This window comes from Nesterenkonia sp. HG001, assembly GCF_034438835.1.
In the GTDB taxonomy this organism is placed as follows: domain Bacteria; phylum Actinomycetota; class Actinomycetes; order Actinomycetales; family Micrococcaceae; genus Nesterenkonia; species Nesterenkonia xinjiangensis.
The window spans coordinates 95413-113975 of the sequence record NZ_JAOSZD010000010.1; the positions used below are offsets into that span (position 1 = coordinate 95413).

Annotated in this window: 15 protein-coding genes; 7 read left to right on the plus strand and 8 right to left on the minus strand. The window is 69.8% G+C overall.

The features are described 5' to 3' along the window. Positions 1-259: 259 nt before the first annotated feature. Genes ODE13_RS15350 through bcp form a run of 4 tightly spaced genes read left to right on the plus strand, consistent with a single transcriptional unit; the run spans position 260 to position 4480 of the window. The gene (locus ODE13_RS15350) at positions 260-1762 is read left to right on the plus strand and encodes an alpha,alpha-trehalose-phosphate synthase (UDP-forming) (protein WP_179541092.1); all 1503 of its coding nucleotides are present in this window, start codon (positions 260-262) and stop codon (positions 1760-1762) included. A gap of 18 nt (positions 1763-1780) precedes the next feature. Continuing rightward, positions 1781-2617, plus strand: coding sequence for a trehalose-phosphatase (otsB, locus tag ODE13_RS15355; protein ID WP_322480043.1), 837 nt, complete (start codon positions 1781-1783; stop codon positions 2615-2617). Continuing rightward, a complete protein-coding gene (locus tag ODE13_RS15360) occupies positions 2614-3939 on the plus strand; it encodes a DUF4032 domain-containing protein (protein WP_179541094.1) in 1326 nt (441 codons plus the stop codon). Before otsB ends, ODE13_RS15360 begins: the two co-directional genes overlap by 4 nt. A 43-nt stretch (positions 3940-3982) precedes the next feature. After that, a complete protein-coding gene (gene bcp / locus ODE13_RS15365) occupies positions 3983-4480 on the plus strand; it encodes a thioredoxin-dependent thiol peroxidase (RefSeq protein WP_322480044.1) in 498 nt (165 codons plus the stop codon). Positions 4481-4575: 95 nt separating this feature from the next. On the opposite strand, the gene allB is transcribed toward bcp, so the two are convergent. From allB to ODE13_RS15390, 5 genes are all read right to left on the minus strand, one after another. After that, complete coding sequence (gene allB / locus ODE13_RS15370; RefSeq protein ID WP_322480045.1) at positions 4576-5925, minus strand: allantoinase AllB; 1350 nt, start codon at positions 5923-5925, stop codon at positions 4576-4578. Positions 5926-5948: 23 nt separating this feature from the next. Continuing rightward, the gene (locus ODE13_RS15375) at positions 5949-7181 is read right to left on the minus strand and encodes a glycerate kinase (RefSeq protein ID WP_322480046.1); all 1233 of its coding nucleotides are present in this window, start codon (positions 7179-7181) and stop codon (positions 5949-5951) included. Between the two features lie 4 nt (positions 7182-7185). After that, entirely contained in the window at positions 7186-8967 is a 1782-nt protein-coding gene (gcl, locus tag ODE13_RS15380; RefSeq protein WP_322480047.1) for a glyoxylate carboligase, read from the minus strand. Positions 8968-9040: 73 nt separating this feature from the next. Then, complete coding sequence (locus ODE13_RS15385; protein ID WP_322480048.1) at positions 9041-10120, minus strand: 2-hydroxy-3-oxopropionate reductase; 1080 nt, start codon at positions 10118-10120, stop codon at positions 9041-9043. Next, positions 10014-10856: a hydroxypyruvate isomerase family protein gene (locus tag ODE13_RS15390; protein WP_322480049.1), complete on the minus strand. Its 843-nt coding sequence runs from the start codon at positions 10854-10856 to the stop codon at positions 10014-10016. Before ODE13_RS15390 ends, ODE13_RS15385 begins: the two co-directional genes overlap by 107 nt. 411 nt (positions 10857-11267) lie before the next feature. Between ODE13_RS15390 and ODE13_RS15395 the strand changes: the two genes are divergently transcribed. After that, positions 11268-12962 carry a nucleobase:cation symporter-2 family protein gene (locus tag ODE13_RS15395; protein WP_322480050.1) on the plus strand — a complete coding sequence of 565 codons (1695 nt, stop codon included), beginning with the start codon at positions 11268-11270 and terminating at the stop codon, positions 12960-12962. Between the two features lie 358 nt (positions 12963-13320). Here ODE13_RS15395 and ODE13_RS15400 read toward each other — a convergent pair whose 3' ends face one another. From ODE13_RS15400 to ODE13_RS15410, 3 genes are all read right to left on the minus strand, one after another. Further along, on the minus strand, positions 13321-14142 hold the full coding sequence (locus ODE13_RS15400) for a bifunctional allantoicase/(S)-ureidoglycine aminohydrolase (RefSeq protein WP_179541101.1): 822 nt from the start codon (positions 14140-14142) through the stop codon (positions 13321-13323). A gap of 90 nt (positions 14143-14232) precedes the next feature. Further along, a complete protein-coding gene (locus ODE13_RS15405; RefSeq protein WP_322480051.1) occupies positions 14233-15525 on the minus strand; it encodes a DUF6986 family protein in 1293 nt (430 codons plus the stop codon). After that, entirely contained in the window at positions 15522-16961 is a 1440-nt protein-coding gene (locus tag ODE13_RS15410; protein WP_322480052.1) for an NAD-dependent malic enzyme, read from the minus strand. The genes ODE13_RS15405 and ODE13_RS15410 overlap by 4 nt, the downstream gene beginning before the upstream one ends. A gap of 187 nt (positions 16962-17148) precedes the next feature. On the opposite strand from ODE13_RS15410, the gene ODE13_RS15415 reads away from it, so the two are divergent. Both ODE13_RS15415 and ODE13_RS15420 read left to right on the plus strand, forming a co-directional pair. Beyond that, positions 17149-17973: an IclR family transcriptional regulator gene (locus ODE13_RS15415; RefSeq protein WP_322480053.1), complete on the plus strand. Its 825-nt coding sequence runs from the start codon at positions 17149-17151 to the stop codon at positions 17971-17973. A gap of 171 nt (positions 17974-18144) precedes the next feature. Next, positions 18145-18336 (plus strand): hypothetical protein, encoded by a 192-nt coding sequence (locus tag ODE13_RS15420; RefSeq protein WP_179541104.1) that lies wholly within the window; start codon positions 18145-18147, stop codon positions 18334-18336. The last annotated feature ends 227 nt before the right edge of the window (positions 18337-18563 follow it).

The window sequence follows — 18563 nt, forward strand, 5'->3', positions numbered from 1 at the left end:
GTCGTCAGGGGGATCCTCTGGCGGATCCGACGGGCAGAGTCTCATCCAGGGTAATCCCTCCCGGCTGGGGGTTTCCTGAAGGTCCGGCACACGACCGCGGCGCGTCAGGTCCGCACGCGGAGCCGGGAGTTCGACCTTCCTCACATTCCGGCCCGCCGGTGCGATGCTCCGGGTAGAGTTGCGAGACAACTGATGCGACGGGCGTCACAGGCCGATGCCGCCACGGACGCCGTCCTCGAGAGGAAAGGGGTTGGCGCTGATGCCTCAGCAGAGCGGATACGACTTCGTCGTGGTGGCCAACAGACTGGCCGTCGACAGGGTCACCACCGAGGACGGCGGAACAGGGTGGCGCCGATCTCCCGGCGGCCTGGTCACGGCACTGGCCCCGATCATGGCCCAGTCCGACGGCGCCTGGGTCGGTTGGCACGGCGCCGCAGACGAGCCCCTGGAGGCCTTCGACCACCAGGGCATGCACCTGGTCCCGGTGCCGCTGAGCGAGCAGGAGGTGGAGGACTACTACGAGGGATTCTCCAACGCCACCCTGTGGCCGCTGTACCACGACGTGATCGCCCGCCCCGCGTTCCATCGACACTGGTTCGAGGCCTACCGCCGGGTGAACCGTCGATTCGCGGAGGCCGCCGCCGACGTCGCCGCCCAGGGCGCGACCGTGTGGGTCCAGGACTATCAGCTGCAGCTGGTCCCGGCGATGCTCCGTGAGCTCCGCCCTGATGTGAAGATCGGCTTCTTCAACCACATCCCCTTCCCCCCGCCAGGCCTCTTCTCCCAGCTGCCGTGGCGCCACTCGGTGCTGCGCGGACTGCTCGGGGCGGACCTGATCGGCTTCCAGCGAGAGTCCGACGCGCGGAACTTCCAGCGGGTGGTTCGCCACCGGCTCGGCTACTACATCAAATCGGACCAGGTCTTCGTGCCCCTGGATGCGCCGGGCCCCGGTGAGGACGCCTCGGTCAACGGCCTCCACGCAGACCCTGCCCGCGGCACCGCGCCGCGGCAGCTCACCGCGCCGACCGAGGGCGGATTCCGGGTCGCCGAGGCCAAGGCCTTCCCCATCTCGATCGACACCGACAAGATCGTCGAGCTCTCCGAACGTCCGGACATCATCGCCCGCTCCCAACAGATCCGCCGCGAACTGGGCGAGCCGGACACCATCTTCCTGGGCGTGGACCGCCTGGACTACACCAAGGGCATCCGCCACCGCCTCAAGGCCTATGAGGAGCTGCTGCGCGACGGCAAGCTCACGGTCGGAGAGGCCTGCCTGGTGCAGGTGGCCAGCCCCTCCCGGGAGGGAGTGGCCTCCTACCAGCGGCTGCGTGAGGACATCGAGGGGGCGGTGGGGCGAATCAACGGGGAGTACGACACCCTGGCCCACACGGCCATCCGATATCTGCACCACTCCTACCCGGTGGAGGAGATGGTGGCCCTCTACCTGGCGGCCGACGTCATGCTGGTCACCGCGCTGCGTGACGGCATGAACCTGGTCGCCAAGGAGTATGTGGCCGCACGGAAGTCCGGGCAGGGAGTGCTGGTGCTCTCCGAGTTCACCGGTGCGGCCGACCAGCTGCGCCAGGCGCTGCTGATCAACCCCCACGACGTCGATGAGCTCAAGGCCGCCATCGTCAAGGCCGCCACGATCGACCCCGAGGACGCGCGCCGACGGATGCGCAGCCTGAGGCGTCAGGTGGTCTCCAACAACGTGCAGCGCTGGGCCGAGGAATTCCTCGATCGCCTGGCGGCGCAGCCCTGATCAGGAGATACTCGTCCCATGACCACTGACCACGTCCCCCAGGACGCCTCCGTGGCAACCCTGCTCGATGACGATCTGCTCGCCGCCCTGCGAGGCTTCGCCGCGCTGCCACGACTGCTGGTGTGCCTGGACTTCGACGGCTGCGTCTCCGAGCTCGTGGCTGATGCCTCCGAGGCCCGCCCTGTGCCGGCCAATGCGGAGGCCATCCGGCGGCTGGCGGGGCTCGACGGCGTCCGCGTCGCCTATGTCTCAGGCCGCCCGCTGGAGTCTCTCCGGGAGCTGGCGGCCCCGCCGTCGGGAGCTCTGCTGATCGGCTCCCACGGCGCCGAGCGCGATGTCGCCGACCTGGCCCCGCAGGGCGCCGGACTGACGCTGACGCCGGGCCAGCAGGCCGCACGGCGCGAGCTGCTGGAGGTCTTCGAGTCCATCGCCGCCGGCACCGAGGGTGCCTGGGTGGAGCACAAGCCCGCCGGAGCGGCCATTCATGTGCGCAAGATCCCCGACGCCGGCGAGGCCAAGCAGGTGCTCGTGGAGTCCCGTGCCGCCGTCGCGACCCTGGACGAGGTGCATCCCAAGGAGGGGAAGATGGTCCTGGAGGCCGTCGTCGTGCAGGCGGACAAGGGCGAGGGCATCAGTGAGCTGCGCCGGCTGGTCTCCCCCGATGCGGTGCTCTTCGCCGGCGACGACGTCACCGACGAGTTCGGCTTCGCGGTGCTCGCCGGGGAGGACCTCGGAGTCAAGGTCGGCGAGGGCGAGACCCGCGCCGCACACCGGATCGAAGCTCCGGCGCAGCTGGCCGCGGTGCTGAACACGATCGCTGAGGCCCGTGAGGCCCGAGAGGAGGAGCAGCAGTGAGCCCAGCACCAGGCCTGAGCCTGACCGCCTCCGGCACGATCCCCCAGGAGCTGCTGGACCTGCCCTGGCATCTGCCGCTGGTCGAGTGGCCCGAGCATGTCATCGCCGCGCTGCCGCGAGGCATCTCCCGACACATCGTGCGGTTCGCCTATCTGGGCGGCTCGGTGATCGCGATCAAGGAGACCTCCGAACGGGCCGCCCGGCACGAGTACAGGATGCTGCGGCAGCTGGGACGCCTCGGCGCACCATGCGTGAAGCCGGTGGCGGAGGTGACCGGGCGCTCCCGAGAGGACGGCACGGAGCTGTCCCCCGCGCTGATCACCCGACATCTGCGCTTCTCACTGCCCTACCGTGCGGTGTTCAACCAGATGATGCGCAAGGAGACGCTGCACCGGCTCATCGACGCGCAGGCTCTGCTGATGGTGGAGCTGCACCTGATCGGCTTCTACTGGGGCGACGTTTCCTTGTCGAACACGCTGTTCCGACGCGACGCCGGCAAGTTCGCCGCCTACCTGGTGGACGCCGAGACCGGGGAGATCCATCCGACGCTCTCCGTCGGGCAGCGCGAATATGACCTGGAGCTGGCGCAGGTGAACATCGCCGGCGAGCTGATGGACCTCATGGAGGGCGGCATGGTGGACGAGGAGGTCGACCCGATCGCCACCAGCCATCAGTTCATCGACTCCTACCGCGGCCTGTGGCAGGAGCTCACCGGGGACACGGCCTTCAAACCGGATCAGCAGTGGCTGATCGAGGAGCGGATCCGGCGGCTCAACGAGCTGGGCTTCGACGTCGAGGAGTATGACATCCGCTCGGCAAGCGCGGAGGAGAAGCTGCTGCTGCGCCCCAAAGTGGTGGACCCGGGACACCACCAGCGCCGCCTGATGAACCTCACCGGCCTCGACGTCCAGGAGAACCAGGCCCGCCGACTTCTCGGCGCGATCGACGCCTATCGGGCGCAGACGGACCCGCACGGAGACGAGTCCATCGCCGCGCACATGTGGACCCAGGAGGTCTTCCAGCCGATGATCCGGCAGATCCCGCGGGAGCTGCGCGACAAGCTGGAGCCCGCAGAGATCATGCACCAGATGATCGACCACCGGTGGAAGCTCTCGGAGCGGGAGGGCCGCGACGTCGAGCTGACGGACGCGCTGCCCAGCTTCATCGAGGAGGAGCTGCGCGGCAAACGCGACGAGGCGATCCTGATGATCAACCCGCCCACCGATGTGATCGAGCAGCTGGAGCGCAGCGAGCGGGATGATGACGACGACGGCCCGGTCAGCGAGGACGACTCTGTTTGGGCGGCGGACCCGGAGCCGTGACCATCCATATAGCGGATGTCATCTTCCGCATCACGATAGACTGATGCGGTCCCTGATCCCTTCACGAGGAGACCTCATCACCATGCTGCAGGTCGGCCAGCAGGCCCCCACCTTCACTCTGTCCGACGCCCACGGCCACCAGGTCAGCTCGGCCGACTACGCCGGCCGTCACCTGGTCGTCTACTTCTACCCCAGGGCCTCCACCCCCGGCTGCACCACCCAGGCCTGCGACTTCCGCGACAACCTGGCCTCGCTGGAGGCGGCCGGCTACGCCGTCGTCGGGATCTCTCCCGATGAGCCGGAGGCGCTGCGTGAGTTCAGCGACACCGAGCAGCTGACCTTTCCGCTGCTCTCCGACGTCGGCCAGGCGGTGGCCCGCGCCTACGGCACCTACGGGACCAAGACGCTGGGCGAGCGCACCATGAAGGGCACGCTGCGCTCCACCTTCGTCATCGACCCCGAGGGTCGGCTCTCCCACGCCGCCTACGACGTCAAGGCCCAGGGCCACGTCGCCGAGCTGCGCAGCACCCTGGGCATCTGACCCGGGACCACAGACAGCGGGGCCCCGACCAGATCTGGTCGGGGCCCCGCTGTCTGTGCCGGTGCTCAGCACCGGGGAGTTCAGAGCTGAGGAGCTCAGGCTCCTGCCGGCTTCGCGTCCACCCGGCTGATCAGCCGCCCGCGCGGGGTCTCGAAGTCGATCTGCTCACCGCGCAGCAGCGTGGACTCCACGACGCCGACCAGGTCACGGCCGTCATAGGCGCTGACCTTGTTGCGGTGCCAGAGGCTGTCGACCTCCACACTCCAGGACTGCTCCGGGGAGAAGATCACCATGTCCGCACTCTTCCCCTCGGCCAGCCGGCCCTTGTCCGACAGCCCGGCCAGGTCCGCCGGAGCGGAGGACATCCAACCCACCACCTGCTCCAGCTCCAGGCCTCGGGCCCTTGCCTCGCTCCACACCAGCGGCAGCCCCAGCTGCAGGGAGGAGATCCCTCCCCAGGCGGCACCGAAGTCCCCGACGTCGAGCAGCTTCAGCTCCGCAGTCGAGGGCGAGTGGTCCGAGACCACGCAGTCGATGAGCCCCTCGCGCAGGCCCTCCCAGAGCGCATGCTGGTTGGAGGCCTCGCGGATCGGCGGGCAGCACTTATGGGTGGTGGCGCCGTCGCCGATCTCCTCGGCAGCGAGGACCAGGTAGTGCGGGCAGGTCTCCACGGTCAGCTTCACCCCCTCGGCTCGGGCCTGCCGGATCTCCGGCAGGGCGTCGGCCGAGGAAAGATGCAGGATGTGCGCCCGGGCTCCGGTGCGCCGGGCGGCGTCGATGACCGCCCGGATGGCGACGTTCTCCGCCTCCCGGGGCCGGGAGCGCAGGAAGTCCTCGTACCTGCGACCCTGAGCCCCGGGCGCCTGGGCCAGGGTGTCGTGATCTTCGGCGTGGACGATCATCATCGATCCCAGCTCCGCCAGGATCGCCATGTCCTCCTCCATCTCCGCCGGCTCCAGGGGCGGGAACTCCTCGACCCCGGAGTCCTCCAGGAAGCATTTGAAGCCGAAGACTCCGCGCTCATGCAGCGGGCGCAGCTGCTCGCCGTTGCCGGGCACCGCCCCGCCCCAGAAGCCCACATCCACGTGGGCGGAGGCAGCGGCGGCAGCCTGCTTGATCTGAAGCGCCTCCGGGTCCACCGTCGGCGGGATCGAGTTCAGCGGCATGTCCACGATCGTGGTGACCCCGCCGGCCGCGGCAGCACGGGTGGCCGAGGCGAATCCCTCCCACTCGGTGCGGCCCGGCTCGTTGACGTGGACGTGGGTGTCCACCAGACCGGGGAGCAGCACCTGCCCCTCTCTCAGCTCACGTGTCTGCCGCCCCTGCAGCCCGGCGCCGTACGGGGCCAGGGCGGTGATCGTCCCGTCGTCGACGCCGATCTCCACGGCCTGCCACCCCTCGGGCAGCAGGGCCCTCCGGGCTGTCACCACGAGTTCATGGACCATGTCTGTGTCTTTCCTCTCTGGCCTCAGCGTGCCGGCCGGTCCGCCCGGCGGCGACGTCGTGCGGGGTCGATCGCGAGACTACTTCCCACAGTGTGCAGCAGGTCACGCGCCTGCGTCATGGATTCTCTCTCATCGGCGGCCAGATCGCGCAACGCCCAGACCTGCTCCAGCCCGGCCGCCGCCCACTGATCCCTGTCCAGGCCGTTGCGGCCGCAGACCGCGATCACCGGCACCCCGTGGCGGGAGGCGCAGGCGGCCACCCCGACGGGCACCTTGCCCGCCAGGGACTGGGTGTCGAGGCTGCCCTCACCGGTGATCACCAGATCGGCGGAGGCGATCTTCGCCTCGAGCCCGACCAGGTCCATCACCACCTCCACCCCGGGGCGACGTGCACCCCCGAGCAGACCCAGCGTGGCGAAGCCGACACCGCCGGCCGCTCCGGCACCTGGCTGGTCCGCGGCCGCGACGACCCGCTCCGAGGCGGCGGCGCCCCCGCGCCGATAGGCGGCCTCGGCGAGGATCGGCACAGCGGACCGCAGCGCGGCAGCGGCCTGCCGCACCTGTCGCTCATCCAGGCCTTTCTGGGGCCCGAAGACCTCTGCAGCGCCTCGCGGACCGATGAGCGGCGAGTCGACGTCGGCGGCGATGACCAGGCGCACCCGGCCCAGCCGTGGATCGAGGCCGCTCAGGTCTGCTGCGGCGAGCCCGGCCAGCCCGGCCGCACCGTCGGGGATCCTCCGGCCCGCCCGGTCCAGCAGTCGGGCCCCGAGCGCCGAGAGCAGGCCTGCCCCGGCATCGGTGCAGGCGCTGCCTCCCAGCGCCAGCACCACCTCCCGGGCCCCGCGGTCCAGCGCCGCGCATAGCAGCTCCCCTGTGCCTCGGCTGGTCGCCCGGAGGGGGTCGGCGCACGGGTCCATGTCCCCCAGCCCGGAGGCCTCGGCCAGCTCCACCAGGGCCACCGGTCCGGCGTCGCCGGGGCGGGTGCCCAGTCTGGCGCCCACCGGCCGGCCGTCCGGTCCGGTGACCTCCAGCACCTCGATCGTCCAGTCCCCGGCCGCACCACCCTCCGCGACCGCGTCGAGCGTCCCCTCTCCGCCATCCGCCATCGGCACCTGCTCGATGACGGCCCCCGAACCCTGATTACGGAAGCCTGCGGCCAGCGCGGCGGCCACCTCCCGGGCGGACAGCGACCCCTTGAACGTGTCCGGCGCGATCACGATCCTCTCGCCGGCGCCCCCGGATGACATCTGAGCCATCGAGTCACTCGGAGACTACGAGCGGGGTCAACGACGTGGGAGCATCCTCGGAGCTCTCCGCCAGGGGCTCGAACTCGTTGACCGCGTCCAGGGCGGCGCCCATGGAGATGTTGGTGACCCGCTCGAGGATGATCTCGACGACCACCGGCACCCGATGCTCCTCGGCCTGCCGCACCGCATTCTCCAGGGCGCCGCGGATCTCCTCCGGGTCCTCCACCCGGACCGCCTGGCAGCCAAGCCCCTTCGCCACCGCCACGTGATCCACTCCGTAGCCGGCGCTCTCCCCGGTGGCGTTGATGTTGTCGAAGGCCAGCGAGACCTCATAGTCCATCTCGAAGGGCCGCTGGGCCTGACGGATCAGCCCCAGGTAGGAGTTGTTGACCACCACGTGGACATAGGGCAGCCGGTGCTGAGCACCCACCGCCAGCTCCTCGACCATGAACTGGAAGTCATAGTCGCCCGAGAGTGCGACGACGGTCGTGTCCGGCCGCGCCCGCACCACCCCCAGCGCGGCCGGCCCGGTCCAGCCCAGGGGTCCCGCCTGGCCGGCGTTGATCCAGGAGCGCGGGTGGTAGGCGTGAAGCATCTGCGCACCGGCGATCTGGCTGAGCCCGATCGTGGTCACATAGGTGACGTCCCGGCCGAAGACAGCGTTCATCTCCTGGTAGACCCGCTGCGGCTTGATCGGCCGCTCGGTGAAGTTCGTCTTGCGGTGCATCGTGCCCTTGCGGGCGGCGCAGGCACGGGCCCAGGTGGAGAAGTCCGGGAGTCGGTCCTTCCGCGCCCGGGCCGCCTCCAGGAGCGCAGCGATCGCCGCGCCGGCGTCGGAGACCACGCTGTAGTCCGGGGCGAAGACCCGGCCGATCTGTGTGGGCTCGATGTCGATGTGGATGAACCTCCGGCCGCGCCGGTAGGTCTCCAGGTCTCCGGTATGCCGGTTGGCCCACCGGTTGCCGATGCCCAGGACCAGGTCAGACTCCAGGAAGCTGGCGTTGCCGTAGCGGGTGTGGGTCTGGATCCCGACCATCCCCGCCATCAGCGGGTGATCGTCAGGGATCGCGCCCCAGGCCATCAACGTGGGAGTGACCGGGATGTCGAGCAGCTCAGCGAGCTCGACCAGCTGGTCGGTGGCGTCGGCGTTGACGATGCCGCCACCGGCGACGATGATCGGGCGCTCCGCCTCGGCGATCATGTCCAGCACCCGGTCGGCCTGGGCGCGGGTGGCCGCCGGACCCACGACCGGCAGCGGCTCGTAGGTGTCGATGTCGAACTCGATCTCGGTCTGCTGGACGTCCACCGGCAGATCGATGAGCACCGGGCCGGGGCGCGCGGAGCGCATCAGTTGGAAGGCCTTCTGGAAGGTTCCGGGGACCTGGGCGGCCTCCAGGACCGTCTTGGCCATCTTCGTCAGGGGAGCGGCGATGGAGGCGATGTCCACCGCCTGGAAGTCCTCCTTGTCCAGGACGGCCACCGGGGCCTGACCGGTGATGCACAGGATCGGCTGGGAGTCCGCCTGGGCGGCGTAGAGTCCGGTGATCATGTCCGTGCCGGCCGGGCCGGAGGTCCCCAGGCAGACGCCGATGTTGCCGGCGGCGGCTCGGGTGTATCCGTCGGCCATGTGGGACGCCCCCTCCACGTGCCGGGCCAGCGTGTGCCGGATCCCTCCGTGGGCCCGCAGGGCCGAATAGAGCGGATTGATCGCCGCTCCGGGGAGCCCGAAGGCTTCGGTGGCCCCTTCCTTCTCCAGGATCAGGGCGACCGCATCAACAGCGCGCATCCTCGTCATGGCGCTTCTCCTTCATCTCGTCGTGTCTGGTGAGGCGGTCCGAGCTCCGGGCCGCCGAGTCTGGGCGGCGGCGTCACCGGGCTGAGGGGTCCGACGATCCGCCGGAGAGTTCCTCCAGGACGGTGAGCAGCCCGGAGTGGTCCAGCCCGCCGTCGCCCCGCTGCACGGTGGAGGCAATCAGCTGCGCCACGGTGGAGGCCAGCGGCGTCACGACGCCGGCCTCGCGGGCGGCCGCGGTGACGATCCCCATGTCCTTGTGATGCAGGTTCAGCCGGAAGCCGGGCTCGAAGGCGCGGTCCAGCATCTTCTGGCCCTTCTGGTCCAGGACCTTGGAGCCGGCCAGCCCGCCGCCGAGCACTGTCAGCGCGGAGTCGGTGTCCACGCCGTAGGCCTCGAGGAACAGGACGGCCTCGGCGAGCAGCCCGATGTTGCCGGCGACGATGAGCTGATTGGCCGCCTTGACGGTCTGCCCGGAGCCGGAGGGGCCCACCAGCACGATGGTCTTCCCGACCCCCTCGAGGACGTCACGGACGGCGTCGAACTCCTCCTGCTCCCCGCCGACCATGATGGAGAGCACACCATCGATCGCGCCCTGCTCCCCGCCGGAGACCGGGGCGTCCAGCGGCTTGAGCCCTGCCTCGCGGGCCTTCTGCGCGACCTCGGCGGCCACGTCGGGGCGGATGGTGGAGTGGTCGATCCAGGTCGCCCCGGGCTGGGCGTGGGCGAGGACGCCGTCCTCCCCCAGCATCACCGACTCCACGTCCGGGGAGTCCGGCACCATGGTGATGATGACCTCGGCGTCACGGACCGCCTCGGCCACAGACGACGCCGCGGTCCCGCCGGCCTGCGCGAGCTCCTGGCTCTTCTCGGGCGAACGGTTGAAGCCGGCCACGGTGTGTCCGGCGGCGACGAGGTTCTTGGCCATGGGCAGTCCCATGATCCCCAGGCCGATGAATGCGATCTTCGTGCTCATGTCCTCTGCTCCTCTCGTGTGGGGCGGTCGTCTCGGACCGTTCCCGGTGTCTGTGTGCTGCGTGGGCAGCTGGTCAGCGACTCGCGTCCGCAGCAGGAGCGGTGGCCGCGAGCCAGTCGAAGGCGGTCGCGGTGTCCTGCTTGTACTCCAGGGCCACCGAGCCGGGGTAGCCGAGCTCACGGCTGCGGTCGATCCACTCCTGCAGGGGGAGCGCACCGGTGCCGGGGGCTCCGCGGCCGGGTGCGTCGGCGATCTGGATGTGGCCGAAGGAGGCGGCGTGGGCCTCGATGACGGCGGCGACGTCGTCGCCGTTGACCGCCAGGTGGTAGAAGTCGGCCAGCAGAGCGACGTTCTGTGCACCGGCGGCGCGGGCCGCCTCGACCACGGCGAGCGCCTCGGCGGCCGTCTTCAGCGGGTACCCCTCGGCGCCGGAGACCGGCTCCACGAGCACCACGCCCTCGATGACGGCGACGGCCTCGGCGGCGTGGACCAGGTTCTCCACAGCGAGCGCGTCCTGGGCCTGCTCGTCCTGCCCGTCCTGCCGCAGTCCGTAGAGGGCGTTGAAGGCTCGACAGCCGGTGCGGCGGCCGATCTCGACGACGATCTCGACATTGCGCTCGAACTCGTCCTGGCGGCCGAGGACGGAGACCATCCCGCGATCGCCCTGAGCCATGTCGCCGGCCCAGAAGTTCAGCCCGGCCAAGGAGACCCCTGCCTCGTCCAGGGAGGCCACGAACGCATCGACCTCGGTCCCGGAAGGCGTGGGGTCACCGTCGAAGGGCCACCAGAACTCCACCGCGGTGAAGCCTCGGTCAGCTGCGGCGCGGGCCCTCTCCGGCACGGGCAGCTCGGTGAGCAGCGTGGAGCAGTTCAGCACGTAGGACTGCGGGGAACGGTGATCGGATGTGCCAGTCATCTGGTCCTCCTGTCGGTGAGCGGATGTGTGGCGGAGGTCCCGCGACCCCGCCACGCGCTTCCGCTCAGCGGAAACATAAATCCATCTTGTGGAATATCAGCGTACGACGCCGCGGAAGGTTTCGTCAACGCCCAGGCCCACCGAGATCCTGCATGCACCCCAGAATCCCGGGTGCCCGAAGCCGGCAAGACGACGTATGGACTGCCGGAGGGCGGGCTTGACGGGATGTCTGTGATCAGGGTTACACTCATTCACGATGCGGAATATCGATGCCATATCCCGAAATACTTCCGCATTGCGAAAAGCCACGCAGGACGCCGGGCGCAGCGGAGGACTGCCCCGCCATGACCCGGGTGCGGCCGCCACGGGCCGCACCCCGCCCCAGAGAGGCAGAATGAGGTGAGCTCCACCATGAAGAAGGCCACTGGTGACAGCGTGAAGAAGCGCCGATCCATCCCCGCCGGCTCAGACCGGCCAGAAGACGAATGGCTCCCGATCAGCAAGCTGCTGACCTTCGGCCTGCAGCATGTGCTGACGATGTACGGCGGCATCATCGCCGTCCCCCTGATCATCGGCAGCGCGGCCGGGCTCCCTGCTGAGCAGACGGCGCTGCTGGTCACCGCCAGCCTCTTCATCGGCGGTCTGGCGACCATCCTGCAGAGCGTCGGGCTCCCGATGCTCGGCTCGAAGCTGCCGATCGTGCAGGGAGTGTCCTTCGCCGCCGTCGGCACCATGCTGGCGATCCTCACCGGCCCCGGAGGCGATCTGAACACCGTCTTCGGCGCGATCATCGCCGCCAGCGTGATCGGCTTCATCATCGCGCCGTTCTTCGCCCGCATCATCCGGTTCTTCCCACCGGTGGTCACCGGCGTGGTCATCACCGCCATCGGGCTCACCCTCATCCCCGTGGCCGCCAACTGGTCGATGGGAGGCGACGCCGAGACCGACGACTACGGCTCACTCGCCAACATCGGCCTGGCCTTCCTCACTCTGGCCATCATCCTGCTCTTCTCCAAGGTCGGCTCCGCCACGCTGTCCCGCCTCTCGATCCTGCTGGGACTTGTCGTGGGCACCGCAGTGGCGGCCGCGCTGGGAATGGCCGACTTCTCCGACGTCGGCGGCGGCAGCGCCTGGGTGGCCGCACCCTCGTTCCTGGGCTTCGGAGTCCCGACCTTCGACCTGGCCGCGATCATCTCCATGACGATCGTCATCCTGGTGATCAAGACCGAGACGGCCGCTGACATCATCGCCATCGGCGAGATCATCGATACACCGGTGGACCGTCGCCGCATCGCCAACGGCCTGCGTGCCGACATGCTCTCCTCCGCCGTCGCCCCGCTGTTCGGCTCCTTCACCCAGTCCGCCTTCGCACAGAACGTCGGTCTGGTGGCGCTGACCGGCGTGAAGAGCCGGTTCGTGGTGGCCGGCGGCGGCATCATCATGGTCGCCCTGGGACTGCTGCCGATCCTCGGGCAGGTGATCGCCGCCATCCCCATGCCGGTCCTCGGCGGAGCCGGCATCGTCCTCTTCGGCACGGTGGCGGGCTCCGGGATCCGCAACCTGAAGAGCGTGTCGTACGAAGGGAACATGAACCTGATCATCGTCTCGGCCTCCCTGGCCTTCGCGATGATCCCTGTGGTGCGCGAGGACTTCTACCACGCCTTCCCCTCCTGGTTCCAGACCATCTTCCACTCGGGCATCTCCTCCGCCGCGATCATGGCCGTGCTCCTGAACCTGCTGTTCAACGAGCTGAAGCTGGGCAACTCGGAGAACCCCTCAGTCTTCGCGGCGAAGCCGATCCGCATCCTGTCCCCCACCGACCTGCGGGACCTCCGAGAGGGCGACGTGTACATCGACGGCCGATTCGTGGACTGCGACGGGGAGGAGATCCCCCTCGTGCCCGAGGACAAGGTCGAGGAGGTCCGAGACGCCATCGACCGGGGCGAGGTCACCGACACCAGCCAGGTGCAGATGATCATCGCCGGCCAGGATCCTCGCCAGGCGGCCGACCCCCGGGAACGGGAGCCCGACGCCGTTGCGGAGCCCGGCAGCCCTGCTGAGTCCCAGGCACCGGCCGGAGCCCACAACGGGCAGCCACCGCGCTGACCGACGCACCGTCGGCACAGTGACAGAGAGGGCCCCTGGACGCTTCTGCAGAAGCGCCCGGGGGCCCTCTCTCATGCTGGAGCGCGGCCGCCGTCCTGGACGCACCCCGCGACCCATCCCCACGCGCGGCCGAAACTCCCCGTGGGAATGCGTTCCCCCACCCCTGGGGAGCGAAAAAATCGGCCGAACGTCGAACCCGGCACGCTGCGACGGGCACGTGGGGCCGGGGCAGCGAGGTCGCACCTGACACGTCGCGCACACGACGACGCCGCCACAGTCCGGGACTGTGGCGGCGTCGTCGTGTGCGGTCGGCCCCGCCGATGAACAGGATCGTCACCGGGGCCTCATCCGGGTCGGCTCAGAGCACGACCTGACGGTTGACGTCCTTGTAGAGCAGGTAGCGGAACGGGCCGGGCCCGCCCGCGTAGCAGGCCTGCGGGCAGAAGGCCCGCAGCGAGAGATAGTCGCCCTCCTGGACCTCGACCCAGTCGGTGTTCAGGCGATACACGGCCTTGCCTTCGAGCACGTAGAGCCCGTGCTCCATCTCGTGGGTCTCGGCGAAGGGGATCGAGGCGCCCGGCTCGAAGGTCACAATGTTGACATGCATGTCATAGGCCAGGTCCTGCGGGTCGAGGATGCGAGTGGTGCGCCACCGCCCATCGGTGTCCGGCATCGGGCTCGGCTCGATCTCCTGCTCCTGGCCCACCACGGGCCGGGGGGTGTGCCCGGCGAGCGCCTGGTGGCGTTTGCGGATCCAGTGCAGCCGGGCGGCCTCCTCCCCGACGGAGCGGAGCGACCACTGCTCCCCCGCCGGGACGAAGCCGTATCCTCCCGGAGTCAGTCGGTGAGCCTCTCCGGCGATCACCAGCTCCACCTCTCCCTCCATGAGGAAGAGGAATCCTTCGACCTCGGGCTGCGGCTCGGGGGCATCTGATCCGCCGCCGGGGGCGACCTCCAGGATGGTCTGGGAGAAGGTCACCGCCCCGCCGGCCACCGGACGGTGCAGCACCCACGAGCGGGTGTCCCGCCACTCAGGGAGCACGGTGGTGACGATGTCGCGCAGGACTCCCCGCGGGATCACCGTGTAGGCCTCGGTGACCATCGCGCGGTCGGTGAGGAGATCGGTCTGCGGCGGGTGGCCGCCGTGCGGCGCGTAGTAGGGGGTCCTGCTGGTCGTCATCGTTCAGCTCCTCTGTGGTCTTCTCGACGGGTCTTCATCATGCACCGGCCGCGGGCCGCTCGGCTCTTCTGGTGGGCCGGCCGGCTCGCCTCACGCAGGTCGCCCGGTGCGGGCAAGGCTCGCCAGGCCCACGGCGTCGAGGCCGGTGGCCGCGGCGACGTCGTCCGGCGTGACGGCCCCGCAGGTCAGTCCGCGCTGCAGATACCCTGCCAGCGCCTTGGCCGTGGCCGGCTCATCGAGCACGGCACCGGACTCCCCGGCCACATAGTCGCGGATGCGTCGGGCCGCGGCCTCGAATCCCTCCCGATAGAACAGGAAGGTCGCCAGAAAGCGCGTGGGCAGCTGGTGGGGGTGAAGGTCCCAGCCCTGATATATCCCGCGCTGCAGGTGCCGCCGTACGAGCCGACTGTGCAGGTCCCAGGCCGCGAACACGCTCTCGGCCTCGCCCACGGGGAGGATGTTGGTGGACCCGTCCGAGACATGGACTCCGGTCTCGGCGGCGGCCAGCAGCATCTGCTGCTTGGCGAAGTCCGCGACCGGATGATCCATGGACTGGTGCGCCGCAGCGATGCCCAACGAGGCGGAGTAGTCATAGGTGCCGTAATGCAGGGAGGTCACCCGCCCCTCGCCGGCGTGCACGGCAGCGGCCAGCGGGACGGTGCCGTCTGCGCCGAGGATCAGCTGCGGAGTCTCCACCTGGACCTCGAAGCCGATCCGGCCCGGCGGCAGGCCCAGGCTCTCCTCGAGGGCACCGGCCGCCAGCACCATGGCCCGCACCTGATCCGCCGAAGTCACCTTCGGCAGGGTCAGCACCAGGCCCTCGGGGAGTCCGCCGGCGGCGTGCAGCTCGGTCAGGAACAGGTCCAGGGTGCGCAGCCCTCGACGGCGGGAGTCTGCCTCCAGGCATCGGAACCGGATGCCGATCCAGGCCGGTGCGACCCCGTCGGTCAACGCCCGGGCCACCTGCTGCGCGGACTGCACGGCCCAGGCGTCCTCCTCGGCGTCGTCGCGGAGGCCGAAGCCGTCCTCGAAGTCGAGCCGGAGGTCCTCGATCGGCTCGTGCCGCAGCTTCGCGGTGACCGCCCCGGCGAGGCCGGCGACGTCGCCGGCCAGCCCGACCCCGACACTCCCGCCCGCCTGCTGGATGACCCGCTGGGCCAGCTGCTCCATCCCGCCGTGGGCCTCGACGGCGTCCAGGGCCTGGGAGCCCCAGTCTGCTGAGAGCGCGGGGGTCCACGCGTCGGCGGGGACGTAGACGGTGTGCACCGGCTGTCGCACACCGCGGTCACCGGGATAGAGGCGCTCGAGAGCCTGGTCCGCGTCGTGCAGCAGCTCGTCGACGGCGCGGTGGAGCTCGGCGCCGAGCACGGGGTGTCGGCTCATCGGTGCGCCTCCGCTCCGACGAGCGCCTCAGCAGCCCCGTTCCGACTCGCGGTCTGCGCAGCGGCGGTCGCGGCGACCGCCTCGGCGACGTTGCTGGCCACCCGGGGGTCGAAGACCGAGGGGATGATGTAGCCCGGATTGAGCTCGTCGTCGCCGAGGGTCCCGGCGATCGCCTCCGCGGCGGCACGCAGCATCTCGTCGGTGATGTCGTGGCACTGTGCGTCCAGCAGGCCGCGGAAGAACCCGGGGAAGGCCAGCACGTTGTTGATCTGGTTGGGGTAGTCGCTGCGTCCTGTCGCGATGACCGCGGCGGTCCGGCCGGCGGCCACCGGGTCGACCTCGGGGTCAGGGTTGGACATGGCGAACACGATCGACTCGTCGGCCATGGCCGCGACGTCGTTCCCGTCGAGCAGGTTCGGCGCGGAGACGCCGATGAAGACGTCGGCGTCGACCACCGCCTCCTTCAGCGTCCCGCTGACCCCGCGCGGGTTGGTGTGCTCGGCGAGCCAGGCACGGTGCGGGTCTGCGTGGGTGCCGGCGGGGCTGAGCACCCCGTCGCGGCCGCAGACGACGACGTCGTGCGCTCCGGCGGCGAGCAGCAGCTTCACGATGGCGTGGCCGGCGGCACCGGCGCCGGAGATCACGATCCGCACGTCTCCCATGGTCTTGTCCACGACCTTCAGGGCGTTGGTCAGCGCCGCCAGGGTGACGATGGCGGTGCCGTGCTGGTCATCGTGGAAGACGGGGATGTCGAGCTCCTCACGCAGCCGGGCTTCGATCTCGAAGCAGCGCGGAGCGGAGATGTCCTCAAGGTTGATCCCGCCGTAGGCCGGCGCGATGGCCTTGCAGACGGCGATGATCTCCTCGGTGTCCTGGGTGTCGAGCGCGACGGGCCAGGCGTCGACGCCGGCGAACTGCTTGAACAGCACGGCCTTGCCCTCCATGACGGGCATCGCGGCCTCAGGACCGATGTTGCCGAGGCCCAGGACGGCGGAGCCGTCGGTGACGACCGCGACGGTGTTGCGCTTGATGGTGAGCCGCCGGGCGTCCTCGGGATTCTCGGCGATGGCCTGGCAGACGCGAGCCACCCCGGGGGTGTAGGCACGGGAGAGGTCGTCGCGGTTCTTCAGCGTCACTTTGGAGACGGATTCGAGCTTGCCTCCCAGGTGCAGCAGGAAGGTGCGGTCGGAGCTCTTCTGCACCTCCACTCCCTCGAGCGCGGCCAGCGCGCCCCCGATCTCTTCAGCGTGGTCGACCCCCCGGGTGTCGCAGGAGACGTCGACGACGAGCCCTCCGCGGGTCGATTCGATGACGTCGAGAGCCGTCAGGGCAGCGCCCCGCTCAGCGACGACGGCGGCGAGATCGGTGGACGCGGTGAAGCTGGCGGGCGTGGAGACGCGGTACGTGATGGAGTACCCGGGGCTGGGGGTTGCCATGGCTCTGCCTTTCGGTCGATATTCCGCAATGCGGACTACATTGTCTACTATACGAAACTTTCTGCGTCGCGTCGACAGCCTCCCCCTCCCCGCGCCCTCCCGTGCCTGATCAGGCTTGGAGCCGACTACACTCAAGGGCGAGAGGGTCGCAGGCTGATACTGCGGCCGGAGGAGGACTGACCGCGACATGGAAGGCCCCGAGACCATGACCACCGATCCCGCGGAGGCTCCGGACGCCGTCGAGAAGGACAGCACCGCACGCCGGCCCACCAAGGGAGGCGTCCAGTCCGTGGAGCGCACCTTCGACCTCCTCTCGGTCATCGCGGCCTCCGGAGGGCAGACGACGCTCAGCGAGTTGGCCGTCGCCGTCAACCTGCCGATGCCGACGATCCACCGCCTGCTCAAGACGCTGCTCGGCCTCGGCATCGTCCGCCAGCTCCCCGACCGAGGGTACGCCCTCGGCCCCGGACTGATCCGCCTGGGCGACCTGGCGAGCCGCCAGCTGGGCGCAGTGGCACGCCCTCATCTGCGCACACTCGTGGACGAGCTCGGCGAGAGCGCCAACGTCGCCACCCTCGACGGCGACATGGTCGTCTACGTAGACCAGGTCCCCTCCCCGCACCAGATGCGCATGTTCACCGAGGTCGGGCGCCGCGCCCACACCCATGACACCGGCGTGGGCAAGGCCATCCTGGCCACCCTCGGGGCCGACCAGGTGCGCCGGATCGTGACGACGGCAGGGATGCCCGCCCACACCGAGCACAGCATCACCACCCCCGAGGCGCTCGAGGACGAGCTGCACACCATCCGGACTCAGGGCTATTCCGTGGACGAGCAGGAGCAGGAGCTCGGCGTCCGCTGCTTCGCCGTGTCCGTGCCGGAGGCGCCCGCACCGCTGGCCATCTCCGTCTCTGGCCCCACAAGCCGAGTGGACACGGCCTTCGCCGATCGCGCGGTGCCCCTGCTGCGCCAGGTCGCCGCACGGATCTCCCGGGAACTGCGCAGCTCCTAGCAGGTGACGGCGGGCAGTCGGGCTCCTGCACGGAGCCACGGCGAGCCGATGCCCTGGATCACCGACCCTTGACTCAACCCGCCTCACTGGCGATACTGATATCACTCCGTGGAATCTACTTTCCGTATTGTGGACTCCTTCGGGGATCACTCAGAGCCGAAGGAGCGTGTCATGGGTGCTCACCGACCGACCGACGACGCACGGCCCCTCCCTCTCCCCTCACCGGCCGCCGAGGACGACGCCGCGTGGGACTTCGAGGGCGGGGACGACCCGGACTTCTTCATCCCGCCGCGACCTCTCGCGGAGACGCCCCTGATCTGCAGGATCCCGGGGCTCGGCAGCAGACTGCCGCAGTGCCGCTGACTCTGGTTCAGGGACACAGAGAAGGGGTCGCCATCCCGTGAGGACAGCGACCCCTTCTCTGTGAGGCAGCGGCAGAAGCTCACCGGTGCGGCTGCCGCTGTTCAGTGGTGGTGGTGTGGTTCAGGCGTCTCCACCAGTGCTTCCAGTACTGCCCGCATTGACATCAGCCAGGCGATACTTGCGGATCGCTTCCTCAGGGACCCCGGCATCGATCTGGCCCTGCTGGA

Bases quoted from the DNA above. Each gene is read 5' to 3' on its own strand.
- gcl (WP_322480047.1), bottom strand. From the start codon at position 8,967: ATGACGAGGATGCGCGCTGTTGATGCGGTCGCCCTGATCCTGGAGAAG.
- ODE13_RS15415 (WP_322480053.1), top strand. From the start codon at position 17,149: ATGGAAGGCCCCGAGACCATGACCACCGATCCCGCGGAGGCTCCGGAC.
- ODE13_RS15420 (WP_179541104.1), top strand. From the start codon at position 18,145: ATGGGTGCTCACCGACCGACCGACGACGCACGGCCCCTCCCTCTCCCC.
- ODE13_RS15350 (WP_179541092.1), top strand. From the start codon at position 260: ATGCCTCAGCAGAGCGGATACGACTTCGTCGTGGTGGCCAACAGACTG.
- ODE13_RS15395 (WP_322480050.1), top strand. From the start codon at position 11,268: ATGAAGAAGGCCACTGGTGACAGCGTGAAGAAGCGCCGATCCATCCCC.
- ODE13_RS15405 (WP_322480051.1), bottom strand. From the start codon at position 15,525: ATGAGCCGACACCCCGTGCTCGGCGCCGAGCTCCACCGCGCCGTCGAC.
- ODE13_RS15400 (WP_179541101.1), bottom strand. From the start codon at position 14,142: ATGACGACCAGCAGGACCCCCTACTACGCGCCGCACGGCGGCCACCCG.
- allB (WP_322480045.1), bottom strand. From the start codon at position 5,925: ATGGTCCATGAACTCGTGGTGACAGCCCGGAGGGCCCTGCTGCCCGAG.
- bcp (WP_322480044.1), top strand. From the start codon at position 3,983: ATGCGGTCCCTGATCCCTTCACGAGGAGACCTCATCACCATGCTGCAG.
- ODE13_RS15410 (WP_322480052.1), bottom strand. From the start codon at position 16,961: ATGGCAACCCCCAGCCCCGGGTACTCCATCACGTACCGCGTCTCCACG.
- otsB (WP_322480043.1), top strand. From the start codon at position 1,781: ATGACCACTGACCACGTCCCCCAGGACGCCTCCGTGGCAACCCTGCTC.
- ODE13_RS15375 (WP_322480046.1), bottom strand. From the start codon at position 7,181: ATGGCTCAGATGTCATCCGGGGGCGCCGGCGAGAGGATCGTGATCGCG.
- ODE13_RS15390 (WP_322480049.1), bottom strand. From the start codon at position 10,856: ATGACTGGCACATCCGATCACCGTTCCCCGCAGTCCTACGTGCTGAAC.